This window comes from Streptomyces sp. MnatMP-M17 (genome assembly GCF_900091995.1).
Classification (GTDB): Bacteria; Actinomycetota; Actinomycetes; order Streptomycetales; family Streptomycetaceae; genus Streptomyces.
The window spans coordinates 1-25,251 of the sequence record NZ_FMDK01000085.1 but is presented as its reverse complement, the minus strand read 5'-3'; the positions used below and the strand labels follow the sequence as shown (position 1 = coordinate 25,251).

The following is a 25,251-nucleotide window of genomic DNA, read 5'->3' as shown; positions in this document are numbered from 1 at the left end:
CGCCCCGGACTGGAGGCCGGCCCCCGCGCCGCAGCGCGGCGGCGAACTGGTCCCGCCGATCCAGGCCGCGGTGAACTTCTCCTTCAGCCCGATCGAGCTGGACCACCCCGACCCGTTCGGCGTCACCGTCGTGCTGATGGAAGAGGACGGCTACCGCATCAGCCTGACCGAAGCGTTCGCCCGCTGAGCCCGTGACCCGGGACTTCGACGACGACGCGCCCCGCCGTATCCAGGACGCGGACGACCTGATCAACGCCCGCAAGCGGGACGAAGCCGAGCGGATTCGCGCCCGCCAGCGGGACGCCGACGAACGGATCTACGTGGTGAGCACCAACCTCGTCATCGACGCCCAGGAGAAGCTCGCCCGGCGCCGGCGGCTGGACCGCATCTGGCGCGCCGGGGCGGCCGTCAGCTGGCTGTCCTTACTCACCGCCGTCATCGGCACTGGCATCGCCTCGCTCACCACGGGCGACCCGGGGCGGTTCGTTCTGGGTGACCTGATCTGCGGAAGCCTGCTCCTGATGTCCCTGCTGGCGCTGGTCGGCGTCCGCTTCGCGGGGCGGGGCGTGCCGGCCCTCCAGCGCCTGGAGGCGCAGCTCGCCTCCGCGCAGGAGTCGCTGTGGAAGCAGAAGGTCAAGAGCAACCCGGACCTGGACGACCGGCGCAAGCTCTACCGCGAGGAAGTCACCACTGCGGTCGAGAAGTACCAGGCCGACAGCCGCAAGTACCGGCGCATCCACAACAGCCTGCAGACCCTCATCATGATCGGCTCAGCCTCCACGACCACGATCGCGGCCCTGGACACCGGCAAGGAGCTGACCTGGCAGAGCGTCACCCTGACCGGCATCAGCTTCGCCATCACGGTGGCCGCGATGTTCACCGGCTACTACAAGTTCCGCGAGCGCAGCTACTTCCTCCAGCAGACCGCCGACGCCATCGAGGAAGAGGCCAACGCCGTCCGGCTCGGCATCGGCCCGTACAGCGAGTACGGGCCCGGCCGGGAGGCCGAGGCTCTGAAGAAGTTCACCCAGAGGGTCGAAAAGCACCGCAACGAGCAGCGGCGCCGCCAGCAGCTGCTGGACCAGCCCGCCGATCAGGCCACGCCCTCCAGCCAGCCGCCCGCGGCCTGACGGCGAGCCGTCTACCGGCGTCGGCGACCGCGGCCCTCGATGTGACGGTTGAGGATGTTCCGCCGCGCCTGGTGGGATCCGGCGGGCAGAGCGCACTCGGCATCCGGCTTGGCTACGAGTGAGCCTTCTTTAATCGGGTGTATTCCTTGGCCAGTTCGACCCGTGAGCGGTGCGGGCCGCCCGACGTGGTGCACCGCTGCTCGGGTTCCTGGCCGCAGTCGGGGCAGGTCACCTCGTACACCCGCCACGGCCGCCGCGACCGTTGCTGTTCCCTGCGTTCGTCGATGATCGGCTTCAGCCGCTCGTCGTGCGGCACCCGCCGCGTCTCACCGGGCATGGTGTCGACGGCGCATTGCTGGCCGCTGTTCGCCCCGCAGCGCGGGCAGCGCCTCTCCAGCCACCTCTTCCGGGTAACTTGCCGATGGAGCTGCGGAAGCCGCTTCCCTTGTCCGGGCTGGAGAGGGCCCGCGGTGTGACGTACCCGCTCCCTCCAGGCCTCGACCTTTGCCTGACGATGCGGCCCGATACTGCCGGCCTCGCTCGCTGCCCGAAGCAGCTCACGGACCTTGATCCGCAGTACGTCCAGGTCCGGGTCGGGGGGAAGTTGGTCAAGGTCGTCGAGGAGGGTGTTCAGGCGCTTGCTCCTGGCCGCCGCGATCGCGGTGAGGCAGCCGTCAGCCGCGTCGATCACGCGGCTCTCCTCCTCGGAACAGGCGTCTTTGGCGGCCGTCTTGGCATGCCGCAACAGCTTCTTGACCTTCCCTGCCCGCTTCTCGGCCACCGCCTGTTCCAGGCTGGCGAACAGCCCCCTGCGGGCCCCGACTTCTTTCTCGATCCAGACGAGGCCGGAGCGCAGGGCGGCATCCAGCTGCTCCTGCAGCCGCGGGCTCACGCCGGCGAGTTCCGGCATCTCGCGGCACACCGATTCAGCCAGGGCGATGGACTCGGTCCGGCGGGCGTAGAGCAGCTTACGCAGCAGCTCCCGAGCCCGGGTGTCCTGTGCCGTGTCCGTGTTCTGCCCCGGCGTCCACTTCGCGGGCGCCGCCGCGCTGCGGGCCTGGACGATCCGCTGGACCGCCGGCGTCGACAGCCCGCGCTCCGTCACCTCGCACTCCTCCAGGGCGAACCACTCGGTGGGCCGCGCGAAGGCCTCGGTACCGATCCGCACCCGCCTGCTCGTGCCCTCGCTGTCCAGGCGGATCCGGTGCACGTACCAACGCCGGATCAGCGTGTCCCGGTCGACCGGGACGCCCAGGCCGAGCACCGGCTCCAGGCCGTCGTCCCACACCGGCGCCACCGCCTGGTCCAGGTGCACCCGCAGCGCGCCGCGCGGCCAGCGGATGTCGACGACGGAGCCGAGCGGCGCCCCGGCCGAGCCGGTGTAATCGAAGCTCGCCTGCTCGCCGTGGCCGGCGAGCCAGGCCGCGGCCGCCGACCGCACGTACAGGTGATCGGCGCTGTTCACGCCGCGGGCGCGGCGCCCGCACTCGTGCGGCAGCCCGTCCGGAGCCGGGTGATGGGCGAAATGACAGGCGCGGTCCGTGTACAACTTCGTGGTCAACTGACCACCGCAGCCACCGAGCAAAGTCCCGCACCAGAAGGTCTCGCCCTCGTAGCGGTGGCGGAACACGTCCAACTCGATGGCCTCCATCGGCAGCATCAGCGGCTCCTCCGACTCCGCACTGCTCAGCACCGCCGTCTGGATCCGCCGCCTGTCAGCCTGCACGAGCCCCCGCCCTTCGTCCCAACTCATCGTGCCACCTTGAATGTTGGCTTCACAGGCCATCGACGTGTTCACGGCGTCGTACGCAGCGGGGCAGGCTCGACAGCAATGGCCGACCGTGCCAGCGTCCCGGGCGGCTCCGCCTGAGCCCGCCGCAGCGCAAGAGCCGCGGGCGGCCTCAGGTTCGCGGCGACGCTGGGCGCGGGCAATCTCGGTGGAGGCCAGCGCATCGTCCGTCGCAGGCTCCGGCTGGGTACCTACCGCCCTCTTTACGGAGTGTCACGCTTAGTCCAATATCGGTTATGGCAGTGGGTCCTGGGGTGGGGGAGAAAGCCATGGCAACCGGCACGGACAAGGATTATTGGGCTTCACAGGCGTTGCCTAGCGTCCTCAAGCACAAACTGCTGGGCGAGTACATTCCACGCTTCGGCGGGATGACTGGCTCCCGGGGACGTCGCCAGGTCGTCTACCTGGACGGCTATGCAGGCGAAGGGCGGTACGAGAGCGGTGACCGCGGCTCTGCGGAGATCGCGATGCAGGTGGCCGCTCATCACCTGGATAAGAACGCACTGTTATGGAACTGCTTCTTCGTGGAGCAGAAACCCGATTCGGTTGGCCGTCTGGACCAGGTCGCGGCTCACTACCGGGCCCAGGGTGTGGACGCGAGGGTGCATCACGGTGACGTCGGCGATGTGCTGGGGGAGGTTCTGCGGGCTGCTGGAGGGCTCCCGCTGTTCCTGTTTCTTGACCCGTGCGGGCTGGGGTTGCCGTTCGACCGGATTGTGCAAACGCTGAACCAGCGGCGTAGCACTCCGCGGCTCTGGCAGCCCACCGAGTTCTTGATGAACTTCAGCATGGATGCGGTGCGCCGTCTGGGAGGCAATGCCCGTTCCGCCCGGGGTCTGGAACGCTCCTCCGAGCGTTTCGACGAGGCGTGTGGTGGCCGCTGGTGGCGTGAGTACTTCCGGCCGGACGAGCCGGTCGAAGCGGACGTGGACGAGATCGTGGCCGCCCAGTACGCCCAGCGGCTGAGGGAGAAGACCGGCATGTTCGTGCAGTCGGTGCCGGTCGCCAGGAAGCCCGGGAAGAAGGCGGTGTATCACCTGGTCTTCGGCACCCGCAGCGAGCACGGTCTGTGGTTCTTCGGGGATGCCGTGGCCCGGGCTCGCAACGCGTGGTGGGAGGGGCTTGAGATCAAGGAGGAACGGGAAGATCCGGGCGCTCTCTTCTCCGCCGCCTCGGTGGTCCGCCCGGACCCGCAGGAGGTGACTGACGCTGCCGTGCCCGTCCTGGCCGACAACATGGAGCGGATCCTGCACCAGCAGAAACGGCCCTTCAAGCTGCTCAACCACACACTTGACGTCTTCGGTGACTACTACGGGCAGGTCACCGAACCGGCCGCGCGCAAGGCCGTCAAGCTGCTGCACAGCAGCGGCCGGACGGCCAGCACGGGCGTCGGAGGGAGAACCCACGAACTGGTCGTTGAGCCCCCTCGGTGAAGACGGTCAGACGCCGGTAAATGCAGGCATCTGGTCCCAGGTACGGCCTTGCAGGGTGCGGCCGCCAGCCTTGGGCGTGTGGCCGCCCCACTGCTTGAAGAAGAACGCGACCTGGTCCTCCAGACACAGATCACGAATCTGCGTCACCCAGGATTCGGCCATCGGCCGATGACGCGGGCCCGACTCACCCCCCGCGATCACCCAGTGGATCCCGTCCAGGTTCAACCCGTCCAGCGGGCCCAGCAGCGGCTCACAGGACAAGAACCGCACCGCGGCGGGCACCTGCCGCAGGTCATCTACCCGGGGCAGCTCCTTCTCCGTCTCCACCGAGACGCCCATCCACAGGTTCCCGGGCCACACCAACTGGTCGGCGACCTGCCGCAGACGCCTGGCCCGCTTGGTCAGCACCTGGTACGTGTGCTGCGGCGTGTCCGCCATGACCTCGAAAACCTGCCGCACGAAGTCCAGCGGCACACGGGCATGGAACAAGTCGCTCATGGAGTTCACGAACACCGTCCGCGGGCTTTTCCACCCGTACGGAACATCCAGAGCGTCCGGATGCGCCGTCAGATCGAACCCAGGTCCCGACGTCCGCGGATCCCCGTCATTTTGATACTTCGCCGCCCCCATCGCCTTTAACCGCTTGGCCAGGGTCAGCGCGTAGCAGTTGTCACACCCCGAGGAAACCCGGTCACACCCGGTCGTCGGATTCCACGTCGCCTCGGTCCACTCGATCGCGCTGCGGTCACTCACCGGGCACCCCTCCCTATGCCGCGGCCGCCCATCCTCGCGTCCGCGGTCTGCTGCGTGTCCAACGAGGCGTCAGACCACCGGACACCGACATCCAACCACCGGCCGTCGACGGCAGCTCCCAGCACCCTCGAATGGAACATGCGTACGCCCTTTCTTGTGATGTGACAACGGGGCAAAGCGGATAGTGGTGTTGATTCTGGCCGCCGCCCGTCTCAGGCGGAACGGCTCAGCCCCTGCGGCGGCGCGACGCCCGTACCGGCCTGCCTCGCTGCCCGCTCCATCCGCGCGCGGCGCAGAGCCGCCACGTGAGAAGAATCGGACTCGCGGCGGCGCTGGGTGCGGGCCGCTTCGGTCGGGGCCGACTCATTGGTCGGGATGTCGTCCGGCTCGGGGAACGCCTGAAGGCTGAGCGCGCGCAGCGCGGCGGTCTGCCGCTTCACAGCCTCCGTGATCGATGGATCGATACGACTGGGAGGCGTGACGGCCTGGTGCGCGGCGAGCGCCTGGTGGAAGCCGGGCGACGCCATCTCGCGTGTCTTGACCGGCGCCTGCGGAGCGTCTGCGACGGCTGGGGCCTTCGGAGTGGTCCGGGGCGCGGGCGCGTGGCCGGCGGGCAGGATCCGTACCGTGCGCACCGTGTCGGTGCCGACCGTGCTGTTCGCCGTGGCGGTGATTTGTGCGGTGATGAGGCGGAGTTGGGTGGCGTAGGCGGGGGAGTCGGGGCGCAGGTCCAGTTGGCCGGTCTGCGGGTGGAAGGCGACGGCCTGGACGTGGTCGGGCAGTTGCGGGGCGACGGCGGCCGCGATGTCGGGCCAGCGGTCCAGCACGGTTCCGCCGGCGGCGGGGAGCTCCCAGGCCCGGTCGGCCATCAGGCCGGCGAGTACCGTGGCGAACCCGCTGGGCTCCCGCCCGTCCCGCTTCACCCTGGTGGGGCGGCGGCGCGGTGTGCGGGCCTGGTTGCCGTTCTTCTGCGCGGCCAGGCGGGCCTGCTGCAGTGCGACCCGGGCGAGGTCGACGCCTGACAGTTCCGGGACGCCGTCGCCGCTGGTGGTGGTTTGTTCGGTGGGGGTGGTCTGTTCGGTCATGTCGGCCTCCTACCGGCGTCCGTAGGTGAGCCGCGAGCTGCGGGAGCTGCTCGCGATCCGCCGGGCGCGCTGGACCAGGTCCGTGCCGTAGATGCGCTCTGCGGCAGGCCGCCCCATGGAGTTCACGGCCGTCATGACCAGGTCGGTCTCGCCTTCCATGAACTGGCCCCAGGCGACGGCGCGCAGCTCCTCCAGGGCCTGCTCGGTCAGCTCTGCCTCCGCGGCCTGGTCGTCGGCAGCGTGGTCCTGGTGGCCGGCCGCCGCGTGCTTGACCTGGGTGATGGCTGCGGTCAGGTCGCGCTGGACAGCGGGGCTGGACGGGAGGGTGGCGTCACCGTCGAATCGCTCGGTACGGGCGCGGACCTGCTCGATGCGGTGACGGCGTGCGGCCTCCTGGGCGCCGCGCCACTGCTCCACCGCTGCGGCCCGCTTGGCGGGGGTGTCCAGGACGGTTTCCGCTCCGGCCAGCAGTACGGCGAGCAGGCCGGAGCCCCGGCGGACCCGGCACCCCGGGTGCAGCGCCTTCTTCGTATCCGTCCGCGATCAAGCCGGTAGCACTAGCTGAACCGGCTTGTTCTGGAGCAGCACAACAAACAACGGCAGACGCCGGGCCTGGCGGCGGCTGTGAGCGCAGCAGCCGGTAGCACCAGGTAAACCGGGTTGTTCTGGTTTTCCAGAACAACCAGCGGGGCCGCGCTCACGAGCCCAGGACCCGAATGACTTGCTGGCCGAGGCCGGCGGCACCGGTCCCGATGCTAATGATCCCGTTCACTGTCGTGACCCATTCACGGAAGCGATCCATCAGGTTGGCTTCGCGGAGGGGGTCTGTAGTTTCAGGGCGGCGCACAACGGCGCTGACGAAGGCGTCAAAAGTGCCTTCCACGCCCCCACGTCCGTAAATTCTCACCATATGGACGGCCTGCAGCAATGCGTGGAGGTGATGCAGCAGGAGGAGGCTGGCGGTGGGGGGAAGCTTCGCCGCGCTGACCTCGCGCATCAGGTCGCCGATTAGACCTTCGAGGCGCGTGATGTCCTCATTTGACATTGAATGCACTGGGGCGACCCGGTGGAGCACACGAGCGGCTGACGCCAAGCTATGCACTGCCGCACTCTTGGGAACCTCTCCGCCCGGCGCAAAGACGGAGAAGACTTGGTAAAGAGTATTGCGTGCAATCAGGCTGGCCATGGCACTTTGCAACCCGTCGAGATGGAGCAGAAGATGCTCTTCCTCCTCGGGCTCCTCGCCGAGGGCACGGATGCCCTCGACCACGAGATCGGGCAGCTGGGCGACGCCCACAATGGCGTGTAACCCGGCGGACGTGTGCTGCTCTACCCCCAGAACCTGGGCGAAAGCCTGCCAGCCGGATATCGGCTCCTGAGCCCGCTTGACCGGGAACGTGCTGTGTACGGCTAGGAGTACCTCTCTGAGGCGAGCCGCAGGGTTGTCGTGCGTTGGTGTCATGGCGTCACGATAGAGCCAATGGCTGACAGTCGATGGTGCTTCGTCTGGCAGGAGCCGGCTACTTACTGATGGACCGGAGCCCGTACAGCGGCCTTGTGCCACGGCAGGCCCATGTAAATACTGCGCTCACCCAGTGCATTGTCTGCTGTCCTTCGACGACCACAACCACGAGCAGCACCACCATCACGACAGCGCCCGTTGTTCGGCGGCGGGGGCAGCAGCGGGTCAGAGGACCGTGCCGTGCAGGGCGCGGCGGTCGCAGGACAGGGCGTAGCGGCGGGCAGCGAGGCCGTGCTCAAGTTCCTCGCCGATCTCCTCGCACAGCGGCGCCAGGACGTCGGCGGCATCGGTGTCGGACAGGTAGGCCGGGGCGACTTCGAGCACCAGCTCACCGATTGCGTGCGTGCTGGCGGCGAGGTCGTCGACGGTTCGACGCAGCGCGGCGAGCGCGGGATCGGCCGACGGATTTTCAGGCGGCGGGGGTGGTGCGGTGCGGACGTCGCGAATGGCCTGGCGGACCACCGCGCGCACCGTCGGCTCATCAAGGGCCTGGAGTCCGCTGTGAGCGAGCGCGGCGAGTCCGCGGGTGATCAGTTCCGCAACATCGTCCGTACGGCCGGAGACGGCGATCAAGGCCCGTTGGGACAGGCCGTAGTCGAGCGCAGCCGCGGCGGCCGGGCCGGTGTCCCGCGTGCGAGACGGCCCGGTGCCGGCGGCGACGGCGCCCTGGATCGCAGCCAGGGCGCGGGCGACGTCCAGGAGCCGGTACGCCTGCGCGTGACTGATGCCGAACTCCGCCTGGCAGTACGACTCCCAGCTGCTGTTCGACCCTGACCCCGACCCGGACTGCGGCGAGGACGCGCCCGCCCCGAGGCCCGGCCCATCCTCCGGCTAGCCGGCTGAACCTCAGCCGCGCATTACGCACCACCGACGGCGCTCCCCAACATGGAGGGCGCCTCGTTCCCGGCCTGTGCCGCACCTGGGCCGGTAGCACCAGGTGAACCGGCTTGTTCTGGAGGAGCAGAGCAACCCGCAGGCCCTCGGACCGTGGGCCCTGTACGCAGCAGCCGTGCATCAGCTGACGAATATGACAGATCCGCGCTGTCATGCAGTCGCCGGGACGGGCCCGTGGTCCTGCTGCCGGGCCTTGGAGCAGCAGACATCGGCTGGGCAGCAGGGTCCGAGCAGCGTGTAGCAGCTGGCCGTGCTGCACCGGGCCGGGGCCGGCCTGCTACCCGTGCAGCACCCGTGTGCCGCCTGGCCCATGCAAATGCTGTGCTGCGCTGCGCTGCGCTGCGCTGCGCTGCACCCGGAAGACCGTCCTGCTGCACCCGAAGGACCACCACCAGGACCACGAGCAGCACCCCGACGACGACCGGTGCTACCCACCGGATAGCAACCTGCCGCACACCACGGTGAGCAGAACGACCAGGAGCAGCGGGCCGCAGGCCCACGCCTCACACGCACCACACCCACCGGGAAAACAGGCTGTGTGCCTCACAGGGCAACCGGGAACGGCGCTCTACAGCACGGTGCCGTGCAGGGCGCGGCGGTCACCGGACATCGCGTAGCGGCGGGCGGCGAGGCGAGGGACGGGTCCGCCGGCGGACCCGTCGGGCGGTAGGGGGCGGTGCGGACGTCAATTGCGCCTCGGCCAACAGGTATCCGCGCATAAGGTGGCGCAATGGCACGTTCATGGACTCGGCTGCACGAGCACAGCGGGCACCGCCCCGGCCCCCTCACCTACGACATGGTCACCACCGCCGTGGCCGACAAGCTAGCCGAAAGCGACGACCTCGACTGGAAGGAGGCGCTGCCGAGCTTCGCCCCGAAGCCAGGGATCTGGAACGAGTTCGCCAAGGATGTCGCCGCCATGGCGAACACCCGGGGCGGACTGCTCGTGTATGGCGTCAGCGACCAGATAGAGCTGGTCGGTGTCGATCTGGCGGCGGCCGACAAGAGGCAGATGCTCAGTGCTGTGCGCAACGGCATCCAGCCCTACATCTCCGGTGTCAACTTCATCGAGCTGCCCGCGCCGGACGGCAGTGGACCGGACGTCCTAATCATTGATGTCCCATCCAGTGAGATGGCACCGCACTTCCAGTATGGGAGGGAGCAGAAGGACAAGGACCGGGCCACGTTCAATGCCCCGTACCGGATCAACGACGACACCTTCTACATGACCGAGCACCAGGTCGCCCGCGTCTACCGAGAGCGCTTCGCCCGTCAGGACGCTGCCGATGCCCTTGTCCAGGCCCTCCTTCGGGAGACGGCCGAGGTTGTTCTGAGTGAGTCCGAGGGAACACCTGCCTGGCTCGTCATCGCCGCTCGCCCTGCCCGCCCGGTCCTGCGGATGGTGCCCGCGCCGACCCGTGCAGAGGCCAAAGATGTCCTGTTGAAGGCAGTTGAGACTGCGGCCCGGGTCAAAGAAGCTTTTGTCGGCCCGGCGGTTCTCTCGAATGTCCTGGCCAACGACATGCGAGTCGGACTGCGCCGGTGGGTTGACAGCAATTTCCTCGTTCCCGAGCGCCGCAGTAGTGGCCGGGGGACGATGGTCGAACTCCACCACGATGGGACCATTACGGTGAGCACCGACCTCGCCCACGGTCTGGGACACGGCGATGGTATCGCCGTCAACACCCAGGTACTGCGCGTTATCGTGCTGGAGGCCGTCGCCTTGGCCGACACATTGCGCCAGCGTCTCACCCCCGACAGCCCGGTCGACATCACCGCCACCGTTGCCACGGCCAGCACGGATCACCGCCTGCTGCCCTTCGGGGAGGGTTCTGGACAGTTCGCTCCGATCCCCTACGCGCGGCGTCCCCGGCGGCTGCTGCCCGCCTCCACCGAACTGGCCCCCAACGCCGATGACGAGACGTTGCGGGAGTGCGCACACGAACTCGCCAGCGGACTCCTCCACCAGTTCGGGCTCATCGAGCACCACTGACGCCAGCCGCGCGTGAGTTCCTCCGAAGCCAGGTCCGAAGGGCCTCCACTCTGCTACCGGGCGATCGCCACTTCGACCGGAGCGTTCGGGCACCGGGACGGGGTCTCGTTATCTGCTCCACCGGGTCGACCGGTAGGCCCCACCAGGTACGGACGGCCCGGTGCGCTTCGAGGGCGCGGTGGTAGCCGGCCGACGCGGACTCTCGGGGCCGGCGGTTGTACGGGCGGCGGGTGCCAGGACATGGATGGTGCGGACATTTGCGCCCTTGACCTGCTGGTTGGCCCGGGCGATCAGCTTCGACGCCGTCCATCGAAGTTTGGTGCCGTAGGCGGGCGCGTCGGGGACGACGTCCAGTTGCCCGGTCTACCGCCATGCCCCAGCGTGGACCCGGGCGAGCTTGTTGCCCACGGACCCAGCCTCCGCGGGGGGACAGTCCTTCGGTCCACCGAGTCACATTCGCCTGCAACCGTGGATCGCTGTGCCTTGTCTCCATCCACATGACGCCGAGCCGAAGGCCACGATCGACCCCGAGCTCACGGACGACCCTGGACGATCGGGAGCTACGGCTGTGGCAGGTCGGCCGGGCCCTGACCGTCACCTTCGTCGTTGCGGTCTTGGTCGCGGGTGCCGTCTTTTACGGTCTGGTGGCCTTACTGGACGTCCAGGAGATCGACCGCACCGCGAAGCTCGACGCGAAGACCCTCTTCGACTTGGTGAAACTCTCCTTCGGAGTGGTCGCCGGGGCCGGGGCTCTGGTTGCCTTGGTCGTCGCCTACCGTCGCCAGCGCGTCGACGAGGCCGGCGCCCGCAGGGAGGCCACCCGGCTCCACAGGCGGTTGCCTGGTCAATCGTGCTCATCGGCACGTCCGCTTCATTGCCGCGCTGGTTCGCGCTGAGTTGCTGATTCGTTTCCTGGACCGGCAAGCCAGCAGTGACGCCTCCGAGACCTGATCCGAGCAACGTGCCGAATTCTATGGGGAGTTCAAAGATCATCCGTCGTCGTGTGCAGGTTGCGATTGCGCTATAGCGCAGAGTGAGTGCGGTTCGTAGGCTCGACGGCATGGCGAATGGCGTCTGGCACACCGGCTACGAGATCGTCATCCACTTCACCCGCGCGGACCTCGGCCATCCGGACCGGCCTGGTCTCCTGGAGGAGATCAGTCAGCCCGTCGGGGAGCGGGACCGGCAGTTGCTGGAGTGCATGGAGCACCATGAAGAGGGGGTGTGTCAGGCCGAAGATGAGGGCCGTACTCCGTGGATGGCGATCCGCCGGCGGACGGTCGACGGGGTTACCACGCTGGTCGCGGCGCACCTGCCGCTGCGTACGGCGGCGACCGCGGAGGAATCGGACAAGCACAAGGCGATGAAGGAGCGTATAGCCCGGACCGCTCAGGAGCACGGCTTGGAGGCCCGGTTGGAGGTCCGGGCGGGCGATGGGCGTATCCGTACGGATGTCCTGGTTAGCGGGCCGGCGGGGAAGGTGGGGTGGGAGGCGCAGTATTCCCCCATCACTGCGGCAACGGTCCGGAACCGGTCTCGGCGGGCTGTTGAGCACGGCATCACGCCGCTGTGGGTGACGTGTGACGGGTCCTCGGCTCTGATCGATCGGACGCCGTGGGTCTTGGTGGATGATCAGCCCTGGCAGGTGATTGCCAGCCGGAAGTCGATGCTGGTCCGTGCTGGCGCTCGGTACTTGCAGGAGTGGCGGTGCGATGAGCATCGGCAGCGTCCCTGCCCCGGTTCCGGGGGTATGCGGGCGTGCGGTGGGTTCCATGTTCACTGGGATCTGCCTGCTCTGTGCCTCCCGCCGAAGCCGACGCCGCAGTTGGACGAGCTTGTCCTCACCAGCGCGACGGGGAGCTGGGTGCCGATGCGTATTCCCGACGCCCGTGACGCGCGGCTGACGGCCCGGATGTGGATTCCCGCACAGGACCGGGTCCGCTGGCGGGAGATCGTCGGCCCGTCCGAGCCGGAGGCGGGCGAGGAAGACCGGGAGACCGACGGGGAGCTGACGTTCACCGGCGATGAACTGGATACGCGCTGCCGGTATGGAGAAAGGACCCACGTCTTCGACGACGCCAGGAGGTACCGCGCCACGACTGCGGCTGCCTCTCTCCACACCTGGAGCGAGGTTCCCCAACGTCTGTACCGCATCCCCCGCGGGGAACAGCGCGTCGTCCTCGGGGATATGGGTCGTGACCATGCAGCCCGGCGGCTGGGTGTCTGCCGTGGCATGTCGGCCCATGTGCGGGGTGTGGTGAGCCAATCAACCGTTACGGTCCTTATGCCTCTCATGCCTGCTTCGCGTGCCGGGGCAGGGTCGGTGCCGTTGCTGGTTGAAGCGTGTGACGAAGCGGGGCGGGCGGGTTGGCTATCGCTCGGGCCGGGGCGGCCAGGGGGAGGCTCCTGGGCGAAGGCTTGGCTTCTTCTTTCGGCCGGTCCGGTTCTCCACGAGTGCTTGACGGATGTGTGCTGCGGTGTTGCGCGCGTGCTCGCTGGTGGAGGTGTTTTCTGCGGTTCCGGGGACGAATCGGTGCTCGGGCTGCTGGCAGTGGGGGCAGGGGGTTTCGTCGTGGACGAGGTGTCCGTCTTCGCAGGCTCGGTTTTGGCAGGGGCCGCGGTGGACGAGAAACTCGGCGATCTCTTGGGGTGCCCAGCGGCGTCGGTTGTCCTCGTCGCGCTCGTGGATGGCGTCTCGCCGCCGGGGCCTCGCCTCCAGGTCCGGCATTGGCAGGTACCTTCCACGGGGAGGGCGCTGCCACAACGTGCGCAACGCCCTCGGCAACTGGCGCACAGTCCGCTGTTCAGTCCGTCGAGGTGCGGTGCGGGCGCTCGGCCGCACTCCAGGCAGCACGACGCGCACAGGCCGCAGAGGCGTTCGTTGCCGAGCCGGGTGGTCCAGCGCGCTGTTGGCAGCGGCAGCACAGGTGTGCCTTGCAGTGGTCGCTGTGCGCACCGTCGTGACGGCCCAGAGGAACGTGCACAGTTGCTTCAAGAGGTCAGGTCTGTGCCATATCGACGAAGCGGCCGTAGTGGCCTTGGAAGGCGGTGGTGATTGTGGCTGTGGGGCCGTATCGGTGCTTGGCCACGATGAGGTCGGCTTCGCCGGCGCGCGGTGAGTCCTTCTCGTAGGCGTCCCCGCGATGGAGGAGAATGACGATGTCGGCGTTGTCCTCGATGGCGCCGGAGTCGCGCAGGTCGGCAACCATCGGCCTTTTGTCGACGCGCTGCTCTGGTCCCCGGTTGAGGGTGGAGACGGCGACGATAGGTATCTCCAGTTCCATAGCCAGGTGTTTGAGGCAGCGGGCAATCTCGGAGATCTCCTCGTAGCGAGAGCTCAGGCGGCGGGTGCCGTAGGCCAGGTGTTGGAGGTCATCGAGAGCGACCATGCGCAGTCCGTGGCGGGCGTGCATGCGCCGGCAGTGGGAGCGCAGGTCGCTGAAACTGGTGTATTGGGCGTCCTGGACGAATAGCGGAGCCTTGGTGACCTCAGGCATCCGCCGGGCCAGGCGCGTCCAGTCTTCGTCGGTCATGGTCCCCGAGCGCATGTGATGCAGGGCTACCCGGGACTCCGCGGCCAGCAGGCGCATGGAGACCTCGATGCGCCGACTTTCCAGACTGAACAGGACGCTGGGCAGGTTGTGCTTGATGGCCGCGGAGCGCAGGAAGTCGAGGGTGAGGGTGGAGGTGCCCATGGCCGGGCGGCCGGCGACGACGATGAGTTGGCCGGGCTGGAAGCCGCCGGTCAGGGAGTCGAGGTCGGTGAAGCCGGTGGGGACGCCGGTGGGACCGCCGCCGGTGCGGCTGCCGAGGGCCTCGATCTCATCGAGGACGCCTTCCATGATGTCTGCGATGGCGTGATCGGGTGGGATGCGGGTGCGGTCACGGAGGGTCGCGGCGTGGATCTCGGACTGGGCGGCGTCGATCAGGCTGTCGAGTTTTCCGGGGTCTGCGTCGGCTACGAGGTTCTCGATATGGGCGGCGGCTTCCCGGGTCCTGCGTAGCACTGCCAGGGCCTGGACACGTTCTGCGGCGGCGGTCCAGGCCGTTGCCGGGGCGGGGTCGCTGGCAAGGGTGTGGAGGTAGACGTTGCCGCCCGCACGCGCCAGTTCGTCCTGCTTGTCGAGTTCGGTGCCGACCGTGAGGGGATCGGGGGTCTCCTCGCGTGAGTAGACGGCGAGGGCTGCGGTGTAGATGAGGGAGTGGGCAGGGCGATAGAAGTCATGTTCGGTGAGAACACTGACGATGTCGGCGATGGCTTCCGGGGCCCGGAGCATCGCCCGTAGAACTGCCTTTTCCGCTGCCAGGTCATGAGGTGATGCGCTGAATGCGGACTCGTCGTCGGCCATCGTTGTCCTCACCGTTCCGACAGGTGCTTTGCCTCTGTCCTCTGCAGGGTCAGCGTAGCGATTGAGCAGACGCCGAACGGTCGTTCAGGACACTGTCTTCCTCTGGCCCCGGGCGCGCGCCATGGCGCGCGCCCGGACTACTTCGGAACGGTCCGGACGGGCGTTCGCTTTCTGGACGTCGGTGAACGGGCTCCTGGGCTCCTGCGACAGCCAGGTGTCCTGCCGGTCCAGCGCTGCCCGGAGGCAAGGATCGGCTTCCCCTTCGGCCGCCCGCGGCCGCGCATCGACCGACTGCGGTGCGGTCGGCCCTGGTATGGCGGCTGCTCGCAGGATGTGCAGGGACTTGACGAGGGGGAAGCCGAGATCTGTGTTGATGCGGTTGACGAGCCGAGGGGCGAGTAGGAGTGCTTGGGTGGCCCAGGCGGGGGAGTCGCTGCTGAGGCTGAGAGCACCGGTGGCCGGGTCGAAGGCGACGGCTTTCAGCCTGGCAGCGATTGGTCCGGCGACAGCCGGCCAGCGAGAGAGCACGGTGGCCGTGGTGGAGTCAGGCTGGTCCCACCCTCTCTGATCGATGAGTTCGGCAAACATGGTGCTCAGCGGTACGGGGTTGGACCTGGCATCCGATCCCGCCCGAGGCCGCCTGGCGCGGCGGCTGGCTATCGGGCCGCGGCGTCGGGCGTCCTCTCGCGCATGCCGCAAAGCGATACGCGCAGGGTCAGTCCCGGCGGGGATGGCGGAATGCTGAGGCACCTGTCTCCTTCTTGTTGTCGGGCGTGGCTTCCAGCATCGCGCCGCGAATGCGGAGGCCCTTCCACACTCATACTGGCCTTCGCCCATCAGCTGGCGAGATCCCTTCCGCTGGGCGAGTTGGCCTGGGCTCATCCCACACGCCCCCTGGGGTCAGTTGCTGGTGGTACTGGGTGGGGAAGCTGGGCGCGGGAAGTAGCGGTGCACCCCGCCAAGTTGTGGCAATTATCCGTGTTTGGTGCTTTCGGATTTTTCGACGGTCCCGGCGCGTTCGTCGGCAAGGCGCTTGAGTGCGTGGGCCCGGCTGACGTCGACCGAGGTGGTCGCCCCGGGGCGGGCGGCTCGTCGGCGGAGCTCTGCGACGGCGTCCTGGCCAGTGCGGAGCCGCTCTTGGGGCTCAGGGGTCTGGTGGCGGACCCGGCGTTCGGTGGCTGCCTCGGTCCTTGGACTGGTGTGCGTCTTCCTGCTGGCGTGGTGGGCGGCGAGCGTGTTCAAGTATCCGGGATTCCTGGGGCGGGGCACAGTCGGCTGCCCGGCCGGTACGGGCGCGGTACGGACCGGGGCGCTCACAGGCCTCGGATCGTCCGGGGCGTTGACTGTGCCGGGGGCAAGGATTTTGAGGTGCCGCACGGTGTCCTCGCCGATGATGGTGTTGATCTTCATGGTGATCTGCTGCTGGTAGAGGTCGATCTGAGTGCGGTAGGCGGGTGAGACGGGCCGCAGGTGGAGGGTGCGGGTGTCGTCGTCGAAGGCGACGGCAGCGACTTTGCCGGCGAGTTCGGGGGCGATGGTGGGCCACTGGTCGAGGATGCTGCCTCCCCGGGCTGCTGTGTCCCAGCCCCGTTCGGCCATCATGCGGGTGATCGCTGTGGCGAACGGGAGGGGGTCGCGGCCGTCGGTACGGTTGCGGGTTGTGGAGGCTCCGGTGCGGCGCTTGGGCTGCGGGCGGGTTTTCGCGGCGGCTCGGGCGTTGTGCAGGGCGACGCGTGCGAGGTCGAGGCCGCTCAGCCCTGTCTCATCAGTCGTGGTGGTGTCGGTCATACCGAAGCTTCCGTTCCGAGGAAGGCGGCCATGTCGGCGGCCGCGTCGACTCCTGTGAGGTCGTCGAGGCCCTGTGCGGCCTGGCGGGCGGAGTAGGCGGCCATGCCCTGGGCGAGGCCGTCGAGGACGCCGCGGACGAGGTCGGGACGGGACGCGGTGAAGGCGGCGGATGCCTCGTCCTCGTCCCAGCCCTCGGCCGCATCGAGCTGTTCGGCCTGGTGGACGGCGGCGGCTTGCTGCGCCAGCTGGGCGCGGATGAATGCGGCTGGCCGGGCGGGGCGCCAGGTGAGCATCCAGGAGTGCAGCTCGGCCGTGATGGTGTCGGCGTCCCATCCGGCGTCGGTGAAGGGTCGCAGGGCGACCTCCAGACGGCGCAGCCGCTCGCGCTGAGTCCAGTTGACGCGTGCCCGGACCTGCCGGGTGATCCAGACCGAGCGCCGTACCTGATTGGCGGACCGGCGAGGTCCCTCGCTGGTGCTGGTGGTGGACTTCTGGAGGTGGGGCGGCGTGGTGGAACGACTCGCGCGCTGGCGCGAGGTGTCTTTACTACCCCTCTCAACCTCAGCTTCAGGTGATCGGTGGTAACGACCAAGAGAATGGGGCTCACACTCTGCTGAACTGCGGTTATCCACAGCCCGGTTGTCCACAGGCTTCGCCTTGGAAGCGGCTGCGGCGACCGCACGCTCCCGGCCGGCGTCCGTCACTCCGCACACCCGGGCCTCGTAGCCGGTCCCGGACAACCGGTGCCCCATCGCCGCGTCGTACACGGGCGGGATCACCGCGCCGTACACCGTCGCCGTTGCCGTATACGCCCGCCCCGGCAGACTCAGATTCCGCTTCGAGCCGTGCACCAGCCACACCAGAGCACCCAGCTCCCGCAGCACCGCGACATGCCGCTTCACCGTCGCCCGCGACAGCCCCGTACGGCGCACCATGCCGTCCAGCCCGTACAAGACGATCCCCCGCCGGAAATCCATCCGCGACGCCAGATCCCGCGCCACCACCAGCGTCGTCGGCCCGGCCTTCGGATGCAGCCCCGCACCCACCAGCCACACCACCGACCGCAGCCACGCCCGCGGCTCCGCACGCCGCGACCCCGTACGGACCACATCCTGCTGCCGCCCCCGCACCACAGCGAACCCGAACCCACCGCCAGCGGACACGGCAACACCGCTCTCCGCCGCTTCGGACCGCGGCGGGGGAATCACCACAGCGGCTTCCGCCGCCACGGCGCTCACTGGGCACCCGCGTAGAGGAACAGGGAAGGATCGGGACAGGCACGGGCCGACCCGCTACTGAAGAAGCGAAGAGTGATCACGGCGGCACTCTTGACCGCCGGGGGGTTAGCCCCGCAAGCCCGTCCGGGAACGGGCACGGTGGTCGACCGGCGGGCGCGCGGCGCATGCTGCTGGTGTGGGTACGCGTTCATCCCGGCAGCCTCTGCGCTGCGGGCTGTGGACAGAGACCACCATCCCGCGCAGCGGGCACTCGCCGACGTGTGTCCTGCGGGACGGGAAACGATCACGGAAGCCGCCCCGTCCCGCGGGACGGGGCAGACCGCGTAACGCGCCCGAACCATCGACCGCAGGGGTGTGACGTTGCTCTCAAACGAGCCGTAGCGCAGGCGCTGAAGCAGCGCGCGGGCACGCCAAAGCTGGCGTCCCGCCGGGGTGTCGTGCAAAATAAAACCGCTTCCTGTTATCGCGGGAGGCGGCCTCCCGCGAGGGTGGCTGGTTCTGGGGAACCTGAAAAGTTGGACCGTTCGAAGCCGACTGGCAGGCCGGGTCGAACAACCCCTCCGGGAGGGCCCTGCAAGGCCGGACCGGAGACGAGATGGGCACTGAGCCCAGGTGACGCCAATCACCTGATGGCTGAGTGGCCCGGGGCGGCACGAAGACCCAAATGGGCGCCGCCCCCGAAGACCTACGTCATCCCGGCCCCCTCAACACCAGAGGGGCGGACCGGGTGTGTACGGACAGCACAAACACCCCGTCGAAGGACCAGCAGCACATGCTGCTGAGCCCACGGCGGGGTGCGGTGTATCGGGTGTCAGGTACGGGTACCCTGATCACGTCGGCACCTTCCTTCTGCGTAAAAGGGTGCTCGGCAGGCCCCCGGACCCCTCCTACAAGGTCCTTCGGCCACGTGGCCCCTCTCGCCTTGCTCAAGGGCGATCGACGGGGCCACTTTTCTTTTTGATCAATGCTCGGGGCCACTGTACCGGCCCGCCGGTACTCCGAGTGCCCGCAGGGGACACGTGTCGTCGCCACAGCATGGCTGAGGCCGTCGAACGCCTGACCAATCCTCAGGTCCGCAAGAACGCTGGGTGAAACGGCAGAGGTAATGTCGCTCGCATGCAGCGCTTGGCCCTCTTCGACCTCGACGGCACGCTGATCGACCGCCAATCCGCTTTCAGCGAGGCCATCCCCTGTTTGTGCCGTACGTACGGCTACGGTCTGGAAGTTGAGCGGTGGCTGCTGGCCGAACTCTCCGACCGCGCGTGCACTGGCGACTTCACCCGGCTCCGTGCCGCCTTCGGCCTGGACGAGCCAGCCGCCGAACTCTGGCAGCAGTACGTCGACCTGATGGCGGCCGCCGTGACCTGCCATCCCGAGACCCTCGACGGCCTGGCTCAACTCCGCGCGGCAGCATGGGCGATCGGCATCGTCACCAACGGAGCCTCGGACATCCAGCGCGCCAAGCTCACCGCGACCGGCCTCGCCCGCCTGGTCGACGGGGTCGCCGTCTCGGGCGACCTGGAGATCCGCAAGCCGGACCGGCGCCTCTTCGAACTCGCCGCCGCGCGCTGCGACGCGGAACTCACAGACGACAGTTGGATGATCGGCGACAACCCGGCCGGGGACATCGGCGGCGGACACAAGGCCGGCCTTCGCACCATCTGGCTGCGCGGCCAACACTGGCCCGACGAACTCGCCGCACCGAACCATGTCGTCGACGACGTCACCGACGCCATCACCATCCTGCTCGCCGATACGGAGTAGCACCATGGACCAGCCGACCGTCGGGATCCTCCACCCCGGCAGCATGGGTGCCGCCGTCGCGGCCCGCGCCGCGACCAACGCGGCCGAGACCCTGTGGTGCGAGACCGGGCGCAGCACCGCGTCCGTGGAACGCGCCGCCCAGTTCGGGCTGACGCCCGTGCCGACGCTGGCCGAGCTGCTGGACCGCAGCGACATCGTCATCAGCCTCTGCCCGCCGGCCGCGGCCGAGGACTTGGCCCGTGACGTCGCAGGGCACCGCTTCGCCGGGGTGTACGTGGAGGCGAACGCCATCAACCCCGAGCGGACGCAGCGGATCGCCGCGCTGCTTGAACCGGACGCGACCGTCGTGGACGGCGGTGTCGTCGGCTCCCCGCCGGTCGGCGGCAAGTCGCCGACCTTGTACCTGTCCGGCCCGGACGATGCGACCGCGCGCGTCGAGGCGCTGTTCGCGGGCACTGCGGTCCGGGCGGCGACGCTGGGTGTCGAGGTGGGGAAGGCGTCCGCGCTGAAGCTGGCGTACGCCAGCTTCCAGAAGACCTCGCGCGTGCTGGTGGCGCTCGCGGTCGGCATGGCGCGCGAGCACGGCGTCGACCAGGAGCTCGTCGAGGTCGCTTCCCGACGTACCGACTCGTACCTCGCGGAACCGGAGTACGTGGCCAAGACGGCGGCGCGCGCCTGGCGCTGGGGCCCGGAGCTGGAGGAGGCCGCCGACACCCTCGCGGCCGCTGGCCTCCCGCCGGAGATGCTGCGCGCGGCCGCGTCCACGCTGGCACGGTGGCGCGACGCCAAGGACGACAGCGAGCTCACGCTCACCGACGCCCTGGACCAACTCGCCCAGCCGTAGCCGACGTTCATGCCGTCGCCGCTCCCGCCCGCTGCGCCAGCAGCTGGTCGATGAGCCGCGCCGCATCCTGCGGGGACGCCTCCGTGGTGTCGATGGTCAGTTCCCAGGCCAGGCCCGGGTGCGCGTCCAGGTCCTCGCGGGTCGCGTCCCACGCCGCCAGGCGCGCCGCGGTATCGCTGTCGCCGCGTCCTGCCGACCGCTGCTCGGTCACCTCGCGCGGGCACCACAGCAGCACCACCGACCAGTCGGCCGGGTAGCCGTCGACCAGCGCGCGGATGCCGTCGATCTGGCCGAGGTGCACCACGGGCACCCCGGCCGTGAACGCCGCGTCGACGCCCGGCCGGTCGATCGCGTACGTGTTGCCGTACCGCGTGTTCGCGTAGACGACATCGCCCGCGGCCTCCAGCTCGTGCAGCTGCTCCGGTGTGCCCATCCGGTAACCGGTGACCTTGCCCGTGCCCACCTTGAGCCGCGCGAACTGCGCGTACGCGGGGTCGAGGTCGCTGAGCGCGGCGGTGACGGTGTCCTTGCCCGAGGCTGGCGGGCCGTACAGGATCACGCCCTGCTTCGGGTTCACGAGTACATCGCCCCCATCGCCTGCCGGGCCTGGTCCGCGAGCGTCACCGCGGTCCCTAGCCGGTTGTCCACCACCAGGTGCGGCACTGCCGGGCGCAGCTCCAGGTCGATGGTTGTCATGTACTCGTCCCATCGCGCCAGCTTCCACGCGTCGCGAGCCGCAGACCGGAACCCGATGTACTCGCGCATCGACTCTTCATCGCAGCGCACCCACACGGGGAAGACGTCGACCCCCATCGAGCTGGCCCGGTTGGTCAGGCGCTGCATCCAGGCCGGGTCGGTCATCTCGGCAATGAACGGCGCGGTGAGCACGGTGGAGATGCCGCACTTGATGTTGGCCATGGCCGACTGCATCAGGCAGTCGTACTCCACCGGCCGGACCTGCTCGCGGTATAGGCCGGTGTGCCGGTCGTTCGCGTCGCCGCCCAGCGCGACCAGGAGGCGCTCCACGAGCGGGCGGGTGAGCGGGTCCTTGTCGAGCAGCGGCCAGCCGGTGAGCTGAACCAAGAAGCGGGCGAGCTCGGTCTTACCGCTGCCAGCGAAGCCACCGACGAGGATGAGCACGGGACGATGGGGGTCGCCGCCGGTGTGCCGGCGCTTCCAGGCGTCGATGATCCGCTGCTGCAGGTCGAAGTGGTCGGCCTCGTCCGAGCCGGGCGCGATGCGGTGAATAGCGCGCTCTACAGCCAGGACGTGCGATCCGTTGAGGCGGTCGTCCAGCGGCGTGAGCTTGAAGGAGGACTCCTCCCCGGGCAGGGCCGTACGGAAGCCCAAGTCGGGTTCGGTAGCCCGGTAGAGGAGGCAGTAGGCGCGCCGGTAGTGGGGGCCGGGGAAGACCTCGCCCTGCTCGTGCTGCCAGAGAGTCTGAGGATTCGCGGCGGGAATGCCCTTGAGTTTCGCCTGCTCGGCAACCGCTCGAAGGCGTTCGCCGGCCTTCTCCAGGGTCAGGCCGTGAGCCTCACGCTGCTCCCGCAAGCGGTCCGGCCTCCACCCTGCTCGCTGCTTCCCCACCCTGTGCCCCTCCGTCGTGGTCATGGCCGCGAGCCTAGGACTCGGGCGCCAAAACGCATGTATACGCGGATGTTGAAAACCCGTGAATGGCGCTGCGTACGGGTTTCGACAAGCCGCTGTGATGTTCCGTTCCGGCCGCCGCCGGTGTGATTGCCCCCCACAAGGCGATGCGTTGAGGGGGCACAGCACGGTGGAACGGACGAGCACCACATCACGCTATCACCTTAAGCCTCTCACGCTTAAGGTTGCGAGTGAAGGGTCCCACCCCGGAGGGCAGGACCGTGCTCAGTCAGGACACCTTGACGGTGTATCGCATGCGGTACCGGTGGGCGGCCTTGGCCAGCAGGGATACCTCGATCGGGCGCTCGTTGTTCGAGTGCACGACGCGGAACGTCATCATGACCGGCATGTCTTTCGGCAGCTCAAGTGCGACGACCTCCTCCTCGGTGGGGATCTCCGAGGAGACCTCGTCGATGAACGAGACGGGCGAGCAGCCGAGGCTGGCGAGCAGGGTCGGTGTGCCGCCCTTGATCTTCCGGCGCTCCATCATGGCCGTCCCCTCCGCGAGCTCAAGCGGGTAGTACGAGTGAGTCAGCTCCGTGGGCTCGTCGTCCAGGAGCAGGATCTGCTTGCGGAGCAGGGCCTGGCCGTCGTCGCCGAGGCCGAGAGCTTGGCGAACCTCGTACGGCGGCGTGACGGTCTCGACTTCCAGCAGGGTCACGGACGCTCGCTGGGAGCGCTTCTCGGCCTCGCTGATCCATCGGTACGGCTGCCCTTCGCTCGCAGGAGGCATGTAGACCTCAGGGGCAATAGAACGCTGGGTGCCGCCCCGTACGAAGACGCCTTTACCTGGCTGTCCGACCAGGAGTTGCTCTTCCTTGAGCATCTGCAGCGCCTTTTGCACCGTGGTGCCCGCGACGCTGTACTCCTCCATCAAGGCTGGCGTCGAAGGCAGCTGGTCTCCCGGTCGCAGGTCCCCCCGTGTGATCTGCCGCCGCAGCCGTGCTGCGATCTTTTGGTGAGCCGACCGCAGGTCTGTAAACGGCCTCGCCATGCGTTAACTCGCCTCCTTCTTCTGTCGGTAGCGGAGGTGTCGCGTCATCGTCATGACGCTCACCTCCATGGGCTCTCCGTTGGTGGATCGGGTGAAGCGCGTCAAGATCAGGACGGGAGTGCCCGGTCGCAAGTCCAGCGCTTCGCACTGGCTGGGGGAGGCGATCTCGGCGGCGGCATCCTCGAGCGGACTGTCCTCCGAGATGAGCCCCATGGCCGCCAGAAGCGTGACGGTGCCACCTCGGATCTTTCCGCGTTTGGCGAGCTCCGTACCGCGCGCGAAGCGTACCGGGTAGTAGGAGTCGGCGAGTTCGACCGGTTCGTCATCAAGCAAGATCAGTCGGCGGCGGACCACCGCCTTCTCCTCCGGGGTCATCTGGAAGAAGTCGCGCACGGCGCTGGGGGGATCAACTTCTTCGACCGTGAGCAGCCGCTGAGTGCCTCGATGCCCTCGGGCGGCGGCCTCCGAACTCCAGGCATCGCTTCCTCCATCTCGGCGTGGCGTGAGGTATGGCTTGCCGTCCCCGATCCACGAGTCGTCGCTGCTCACGATCGTTCCTCTCCGGCGGCTGGCCTGTCTCAGAACCCTAATGCTCTGCGACTCGAACCAGTACGGCACACCGTAAGGCTTGCCGCATTAAGGCTTATGGCCTTATGGTCTCATGCAGGTCGACCCGCGAGGGACAGGCCGCCGGAAGGCGCTCGTTCCGCGTGCCTTCGTGCACCTGAACGACATGTGTCCCGCGATCTAGCGGACCCCTACCGAAAGGAGCTCCACCCCATGAACATCACCTCCCGCCCCGCCGTCAGCCTGGCTGACCTATACGACCTCTACTCCGCCCGCCTTACCGCGCATGTCGCTGAGCTGCTGGGCGCTGCGGGCGCCGAGTTGATCGTCGATGCCGAGGACATTGCGCAGGACACCTGGGTGTGGGCTGCGCAGCAGCGCCGCCTGCCCGGGTGGGAGGGGCTGAGCGTGATGGCCATCTGGGTGATCGAGGAGGCCATCGAGAAGCAGCGGGCCCGTCCGGAGACCGCAACGGGATTGCGGCCAGCTGGAACGCCGGTCGTCCCTCTGGAGCAGGGGCCCCTCATGGTGGAGCGCATTCCCGGAGGGACCCGCGCGGGCGTCGCTGGCTGGTACACCGCCCGCCGCGACGCGGCCGGCCAGCCCACCGACGCGGCCATCGACCAAATCACCGTCGCGGTGACGACGGGCGGTCACTGGTTCCGCTCGGACGACGTGCGTGACGACAACCGCGACTGGTCCTGCCGCGGACGGAACTGCCCGGCTGTCGGCCACTTCGCCTACATCCTCGACAGCCACGGGGCCTGCCCGGCGCCCGCCACGGACACCAGCATCCGCGCCGCGCTCCTCGCCCCCAGCCCGTCCCTGGCCGCCACAGGCACCGACTCGCCTCGCGCTGTCAGCGCCGCCTGAGCCTGCCGGGTCCTCACGGACCCGGCTCCCTCACCCGGACGCCGTCTCGTACGCGGCCGGATGTGGGAGCCGGACCCACGGTCCTTCCCGATCAACTTCATATGTCTGGCTGACCGCCGCTTCCAGGCGCGGCCGGGGTGACGAGTTCGACGAGGTCCCTCGGAGCACAGCCAGGTGAGCCACCCGCAGCTATTGCGCTGCCCGCCGGCCAGGGCCCGCGTCACGCCCGGTTCCTGGCCGAAGGAGAACGCAATCGCTACTCAAGGAGCACGTGATGCGCCACAACGGCCGCGCCCCGATCAAGGCCAGCAGCCTGCGCCCCGAAAACCTCAACCTTCGCGACGGCGAGCCCCGCACGGTGGTCTGCCCGGACTGCCAGACCTGGCACCGCCTCACCCGATCCATGATCATGCCGCACCGCGACGGCGCTGACGCCCCGGAGACCAGCGAGCGCCGCTACTTCGGAGACAAGCCCGCCGGCGGGCGCCGCTGCCCCGGCAGCGCGCAGCGCATCGACATCGACATCACCCCCGAACAGTGGGGCGAGCAGCTGCTCACGGCCGAGACCACGGCCGCCGCCCGCCGTAC

General features: G+C 68.7%; 21 protein-coding genes and 3 pseudogenes. 10 read left to right on the top strand and 14 right to left on the bottom strand.

Going from position 1 to position 25,251, the window contains the following annotated elements; all coding sequences use genetic code 11:
- Together GA0115259_RS04650 and GA0115259_RS41500 are read left to right on the top strand one after the other, a co-directional pair.
- Positions 1-187: pseudogene (locus GA0115259_RS04650) on the top strand (hypothetical protein); the annotation flags it as partial.
- A 4-nt stretch (positions 188-191) separates the two neighbouring features.
- Positions 192-1,130 carry a DUF4231 domain-containing protein gene (locus GA0115259_RS41500; RefSeq protein WP_256097902.1) on the top strand — a complete coding sequence of 313 codons (939 nt, stop codon included), beginning with the start codon at positions 192-194 and terminating at the stop codon, positions 1,128-1,130.
- A gap of 112 nt (positions 1,131-1,242) precedes the next feature.
- On the opposite strand, the gene GA0115259_RS04640 is transcribed toward GA0115259_RS41500, so the two are convergent.
- Entirely contained in the window at positions 1,243-2,856 is a 1,614-nt protein-coding gene (locus GA0115259_RS04640) for a zinc finger domain-containing protein (protein ID WP_256097901.1), read from the bottom strand.
- A gap of 332 nt (positions 2,857-3,188) precedes the next feature.
- Here GA0115259_RS04640 and tcmP point away from each other — a divergent pair, with 332 nt between their 5' ends.
- Positions 3,189-4,352 carry a three-Cys-motif partner protein TcmP gene (gene tcmP / locus GA0115259_RS04635; protein WP_093591198.1) on the top strand — a complete coding sequence of 388 codons (1,164 nt, stop codon included), beginning with the start codon at positions 3,189-3,191 and terminating at the stop codon, positions 4,350-4,352.
- 6 nt (positions 4,353-4,358) lie between these two features.
- Here the strand turns inward: tcmP and GA0115259_RS04630 are convergent, their stop codons facing one another.
- The 5 genes from GA0115259_RS04630 to GA0115259_RS04610 form a co-directional block, all read right to left on the bottom strand.
- Positions 4,359-5,105 (bottom strand): DUF5131 family protein, encoded by a 747-nt coding sequence (locus GA0115259_RS04630; protein ID WP_093591195.1) that lies wholly within the window; start codon positions 5,103-5,105, stop codon positions 4,359-4,361.
- 212 nt (positions 5,106-5,317) lie between these two features.
- A complete protein-coding gene (locus GA0115259_RS04625; protein ID WP_093591192.1) occupies positions 5,318-6,190 on the bottom strand; it encodes a DciA family protein in 873 nt (290 codons plus the stop codon).
- A gap of 9 nt (positions 6,191-6,199) precedes the next feature.
- Positions 6,200-6,607: a hypothetical protein gene (locus tag GA0115259_RS04620; protein ID WP_093591189.1), complete on the bottom strand. Its 408-nt coding sequence runs from the start codon at positions 6,605-6,607 to the stop codon at positions 6,200-6,202.
- 280 nt (positions 6,608-6,887) lie between these two features.
- Entirely contained in the window at positions 6,888-7,652 is a 765-nt protein-coding gene (locus tag GA0115259_RS04615; RefSeq protein WP_093591186.1) for a hypothetical protein, read from the bottom strand.
- Positions 7,653-7,877: 225 nt separating this feature from the next.
- Positions 7,878-8,285, bottom strand: coding sequence for a hypothetical protein (locus GA0115259_RS04610; protein ID WP_093591183.1), 408 nt, complete (start codon positions 8,283-8,285; stop codon positions 7,878-7,880).
- 1,117 nt (positions 8,286-9,402) lie between these two features.
- Here GA0115259_RS04610 and GA0115259_RS04605 point away from each other — a divergent pair.
- The 3 genes and pseudogenes from GA0115259_RS04605 to GA0115259_RS42680 all read left to right on the top strand — a co-directional run bounded on the left by GA0115259_RS04605 (position 9,403) and on the right by GA0115259_RS42680 (position 13,654).
- Complete coding sequence (locus GA0115259_RS04605; protein WP_237539756.1) at positions 9,403-10,599, top strand: AlbA family DNA-binding domain-containing protein; 1,197 nt, start codon at positions 9,403-9,405, stop codon at positions 10,597-10,599.
- 497 nt (positions 10,600-11,096) lie between these two features.
- Positions 11,097-11,429: pseudogene (locus GA0115259_RS04595) on the top strand (pentapeptide repeat-containing protein); the annotation flags it as partial.
- Between the two features lie 230 nt (positions 11,430-11,659).
- Positions 11,660-13,654: a competence protein CoiA family protein gene (locus tag GA0115259_RS42680; protein WP_161230285.1), complete on the top strand. Its 1,995-nt coding sequence runs from the start codon at positions 11,660-11,662 to the stop codon at positions 13,652-13,654.
- Here GA0115259_RS42680 and dnaB read toward each other — a convergent pair.
- The 4 genes from dnaB to GA0115259_RS40010 form a co-directional block, all read right to left on the bottom strand.
- Positions 13,599-14,948 carry a replicative DNA helicase gene (gene dnaB / locus GA0115259_RS04580; RefSeq protein WP_093591174.1) on the bottom strand — a complete coding sequence of 450 codons (1,350 nt, stop codon included), beginning with the start codon at positions 14,946-14,948 and terminating at the stop codon, positions 13,599-13,601. The genes GA0115259_RS42680 and dnaB overlap by 56 nt on opposite strands.
- A gap of 84 nt (positions 14,949-15,032) precedes the next feature.
- Positions 15,033-15,536 carry a DciA family protein gene (locus GA0115259_RS40015; protein ID WP_161230284.1) on the bottom strand — a complete coding sequence of 168 codons (504 nt, stop codon included), beginning with the start codon at positions 15,534-15,536 and terminating at the stop codon, positions 15,033-15,035.
- A 384-nt stretch (positions 15,537-15,920) separates the two neighbouring features.
- On the bottom strand, positions 15,921-16,736 hold the full coding sequence (locus tag GA0115259_RS04570) for a DciA family protein (RefSeq protein WP_161230283.1): 816 nt from the start codon (positions 16,734-16,736) through the stop codon (positions 15,921-15,923).
- Positions 16,733-17,782, bottom strand: a complete 1,050-nt coding sequence (locus tag GA0115259_RS40010; protein ID WP_161230282.1) for a cell wall protein — start codon at positions 17,780-17,782, stop codon at positions 16,733-16,735. Before GA0115259_RS40010 ends, GA0115259_RS04570 begins: the two co-directional genes overlap by 4 nt.
- Before the next feature lie 1,308 nt (positions 17,783-19,090).
- On the opposite strand from GA0115259_RS40010, the gene GA0115259_RS04560 reads away from it, so the two are divergent.
- Entirely contained in the window at positions 19,091-19,738 is a 648-nt protein-coding gene (locus GA0115259_RS04560) for an HAD family hydrolase (RefSeq protein WP_093591165.1), read from the top strand.
- Positions 19,739-19,742: 4 nt separating this feature from the next.
- Positions 19,743-20,582, top strand: coding sequence for a DUF1932 domain-containing protein (locus GA0115259_RS04555; RefSeq protein ID WP_093591162.1), 840 nt, complete (start codon positions 19,743-19,745; stop codon positions 20,580-20,582).
- 7 nt (positions 20,583-20,589) lie between these two features.
- Here the strand turns inward: GA0115259_RS04555 and GA0115259_RS04550 are convergent, their stop codons facing one another.
- From GA0115259_RS04550 to GA0115259_RS04535, 4 genes are all read right to left on the bottom strand, one after another.
- Positions 20,590-21,159, bottom strand: a complete 570-nt coding sequence (locus GA0115259_RS04550) for a phosphotransferase-like protein (RefSeq protein ID WP_093591159.1) — start codon at positions 21,157-21,159, stop codon at positions 20,590-20,592.
- Positions 21,156-22,193: an AAA family ATPase gene (locus tag GA0115259_RS04545; RefSeq protein WP_176732430.1), complete on the bottom strand. Its 1,038-nt coding sequence runs from the start codon at positions 22,191-22,193 to the stop codon at positions 21,156-21,158. Before GA0115259_RS04545 ends, GA0115259_RS04550 begins: the two co-directional genes overlap by 4 nt.
- 265 nt (positions 22,194-22,458) lie before the next feature.
- Positions 22,459-23,223: a GntR family transcriptional regulator gene (locus GA0115259_RS04540; RefSeq protein WP_093591156.1), complete on the bottom strand. Its 765-nt coding sequence runs from the start codon at positions 23,221-23,223 to the stop codon at positions 22,459-22,461.
- Between the two features lie 3 nt (positions 23,224-23,226).
- Positions 23,227-23,772: a UTRA domain-containing protein gene (locus GA0115259_RS04535; protein ID WP_093591153.1), complete on the bottom strand. Its 546-nt coding sequence runs from the start codon at positions 23,770-23,772 to the stop codon at positions 23,227-23,229.
- Positions 23,773-24,003: 231 nt separating this feature from the next.
- On the opposite strand from GA0115259_RS04535, the gene GA0115259_RS04530 reads away from it, so the two are divergent.
- Complete coding sequence (locus GA0115259_RS04530; RefSeq protein ID WP_093591150.1) at positions 24,004-24,663, top strand: hypothetical protein; 660 nt, start codon at positions 24,004-24,006, stop codon at positions 24,661-24,663.
- A gap of 274 nt (positions 24,664-24,937) precedes the next feature.
- Positions 24,938-25,251: pseudogene (locus tag GA0115259_RS04525) on the top strand (hypothetical protein); the annotation flags it as partial.

Bases quoted from the DNA above. Each gene is read 5' to 3' on its own strand.
- GA0115259_RS04530 (WP_093591150.1), top strand. From the start codon at position 24,004: ATGAACATCACCTCCCGCCCCGCCGTCAGCCTGGCTGACCTATACGAC.
- GA0115259_RS04545 (WP_176732430.1), bottom strand. From the start codon at position 22,193: ATGACCACGACGGAGGGGCACAGGGTGGGGAAGCAGCGAGCAGGGTGG.
- GA0115259_RS40015 (WP_161230284.1), bottom strand. From the start codon at position 15,536: ATGTTTGCCGAACTCATCGATCAGAGAGGGTGGGACCAGCCTGACTCC.
- dnaB (WP_093591174.1), bottom strand. From the start codon at position 14,948: ATGGCCGACGACGAGTCCGCATTCAGCGCATCACCTCATGACCTGGCA.
- GA0115259_RS04555 (WP_093591162.1), top strand. From the start codon at position 19,743: ATGGACCAGCCGACCGTCGGGATCCTCCACCCCGGCAGCATGGGTGCC.
- GA0115259_RS04625 (WP_093591192.1), bottom strand. From the start codon at position 6,190: ATGACCGAACAGACCACCCCCACCGAACAAACCACCACCAGCGGCGAC.
- tcmP (WP_093591198.1), top strand. From the start codon at position 3,189: ATGGCAACCGGCACGGACAAGGATTATTGGGCTTCACAGGCGTTGCCT.
- GA0115259_RS04560 (WP_093591165.1), top strand. From the start codon at position 19,091: ATGCAGCGCTTGGCCCTCTTCGACCTCGACGGCACGCTGATCGACCGC.
- GA0115259_RS04570 (WP_161230283.1), bottom strand. From the start codon at position 16,736: ATGACCGACACCACCACGACTGATGAGACAGGGCTGAGCGGCCTCGAC.
- GA0115259_RS04605 (WP_237539756.1), top strand. From the start codon at position 9,403: ATGGTCACCACCGCCGTGGCCGACAAGCTAGCCGAAAGCGACGACCTC.
- GA0115259_RS04540 (WP_093591156.1), bottom strand. From the start codon at position 23,223: ATGGCGAGGCCGTTTACAGACCTGCGGTCGGCTCACCAAAAGATCGCA.
- GA0115259_RS42680 (WP_161230285.1), top strand. From the start codon at position 11,660: ATGGCGAATGGCGTCTGGCACACCGGCTACGAGATCGTCATCCACTTC.
- GA0115259_RS04615 (WP_093591186.1), bottom strand. From the start codon at position 7,652: ATGACACCAACGCACGACAACCCTGCGGCTCGCCTCAGAGAGGTACTC.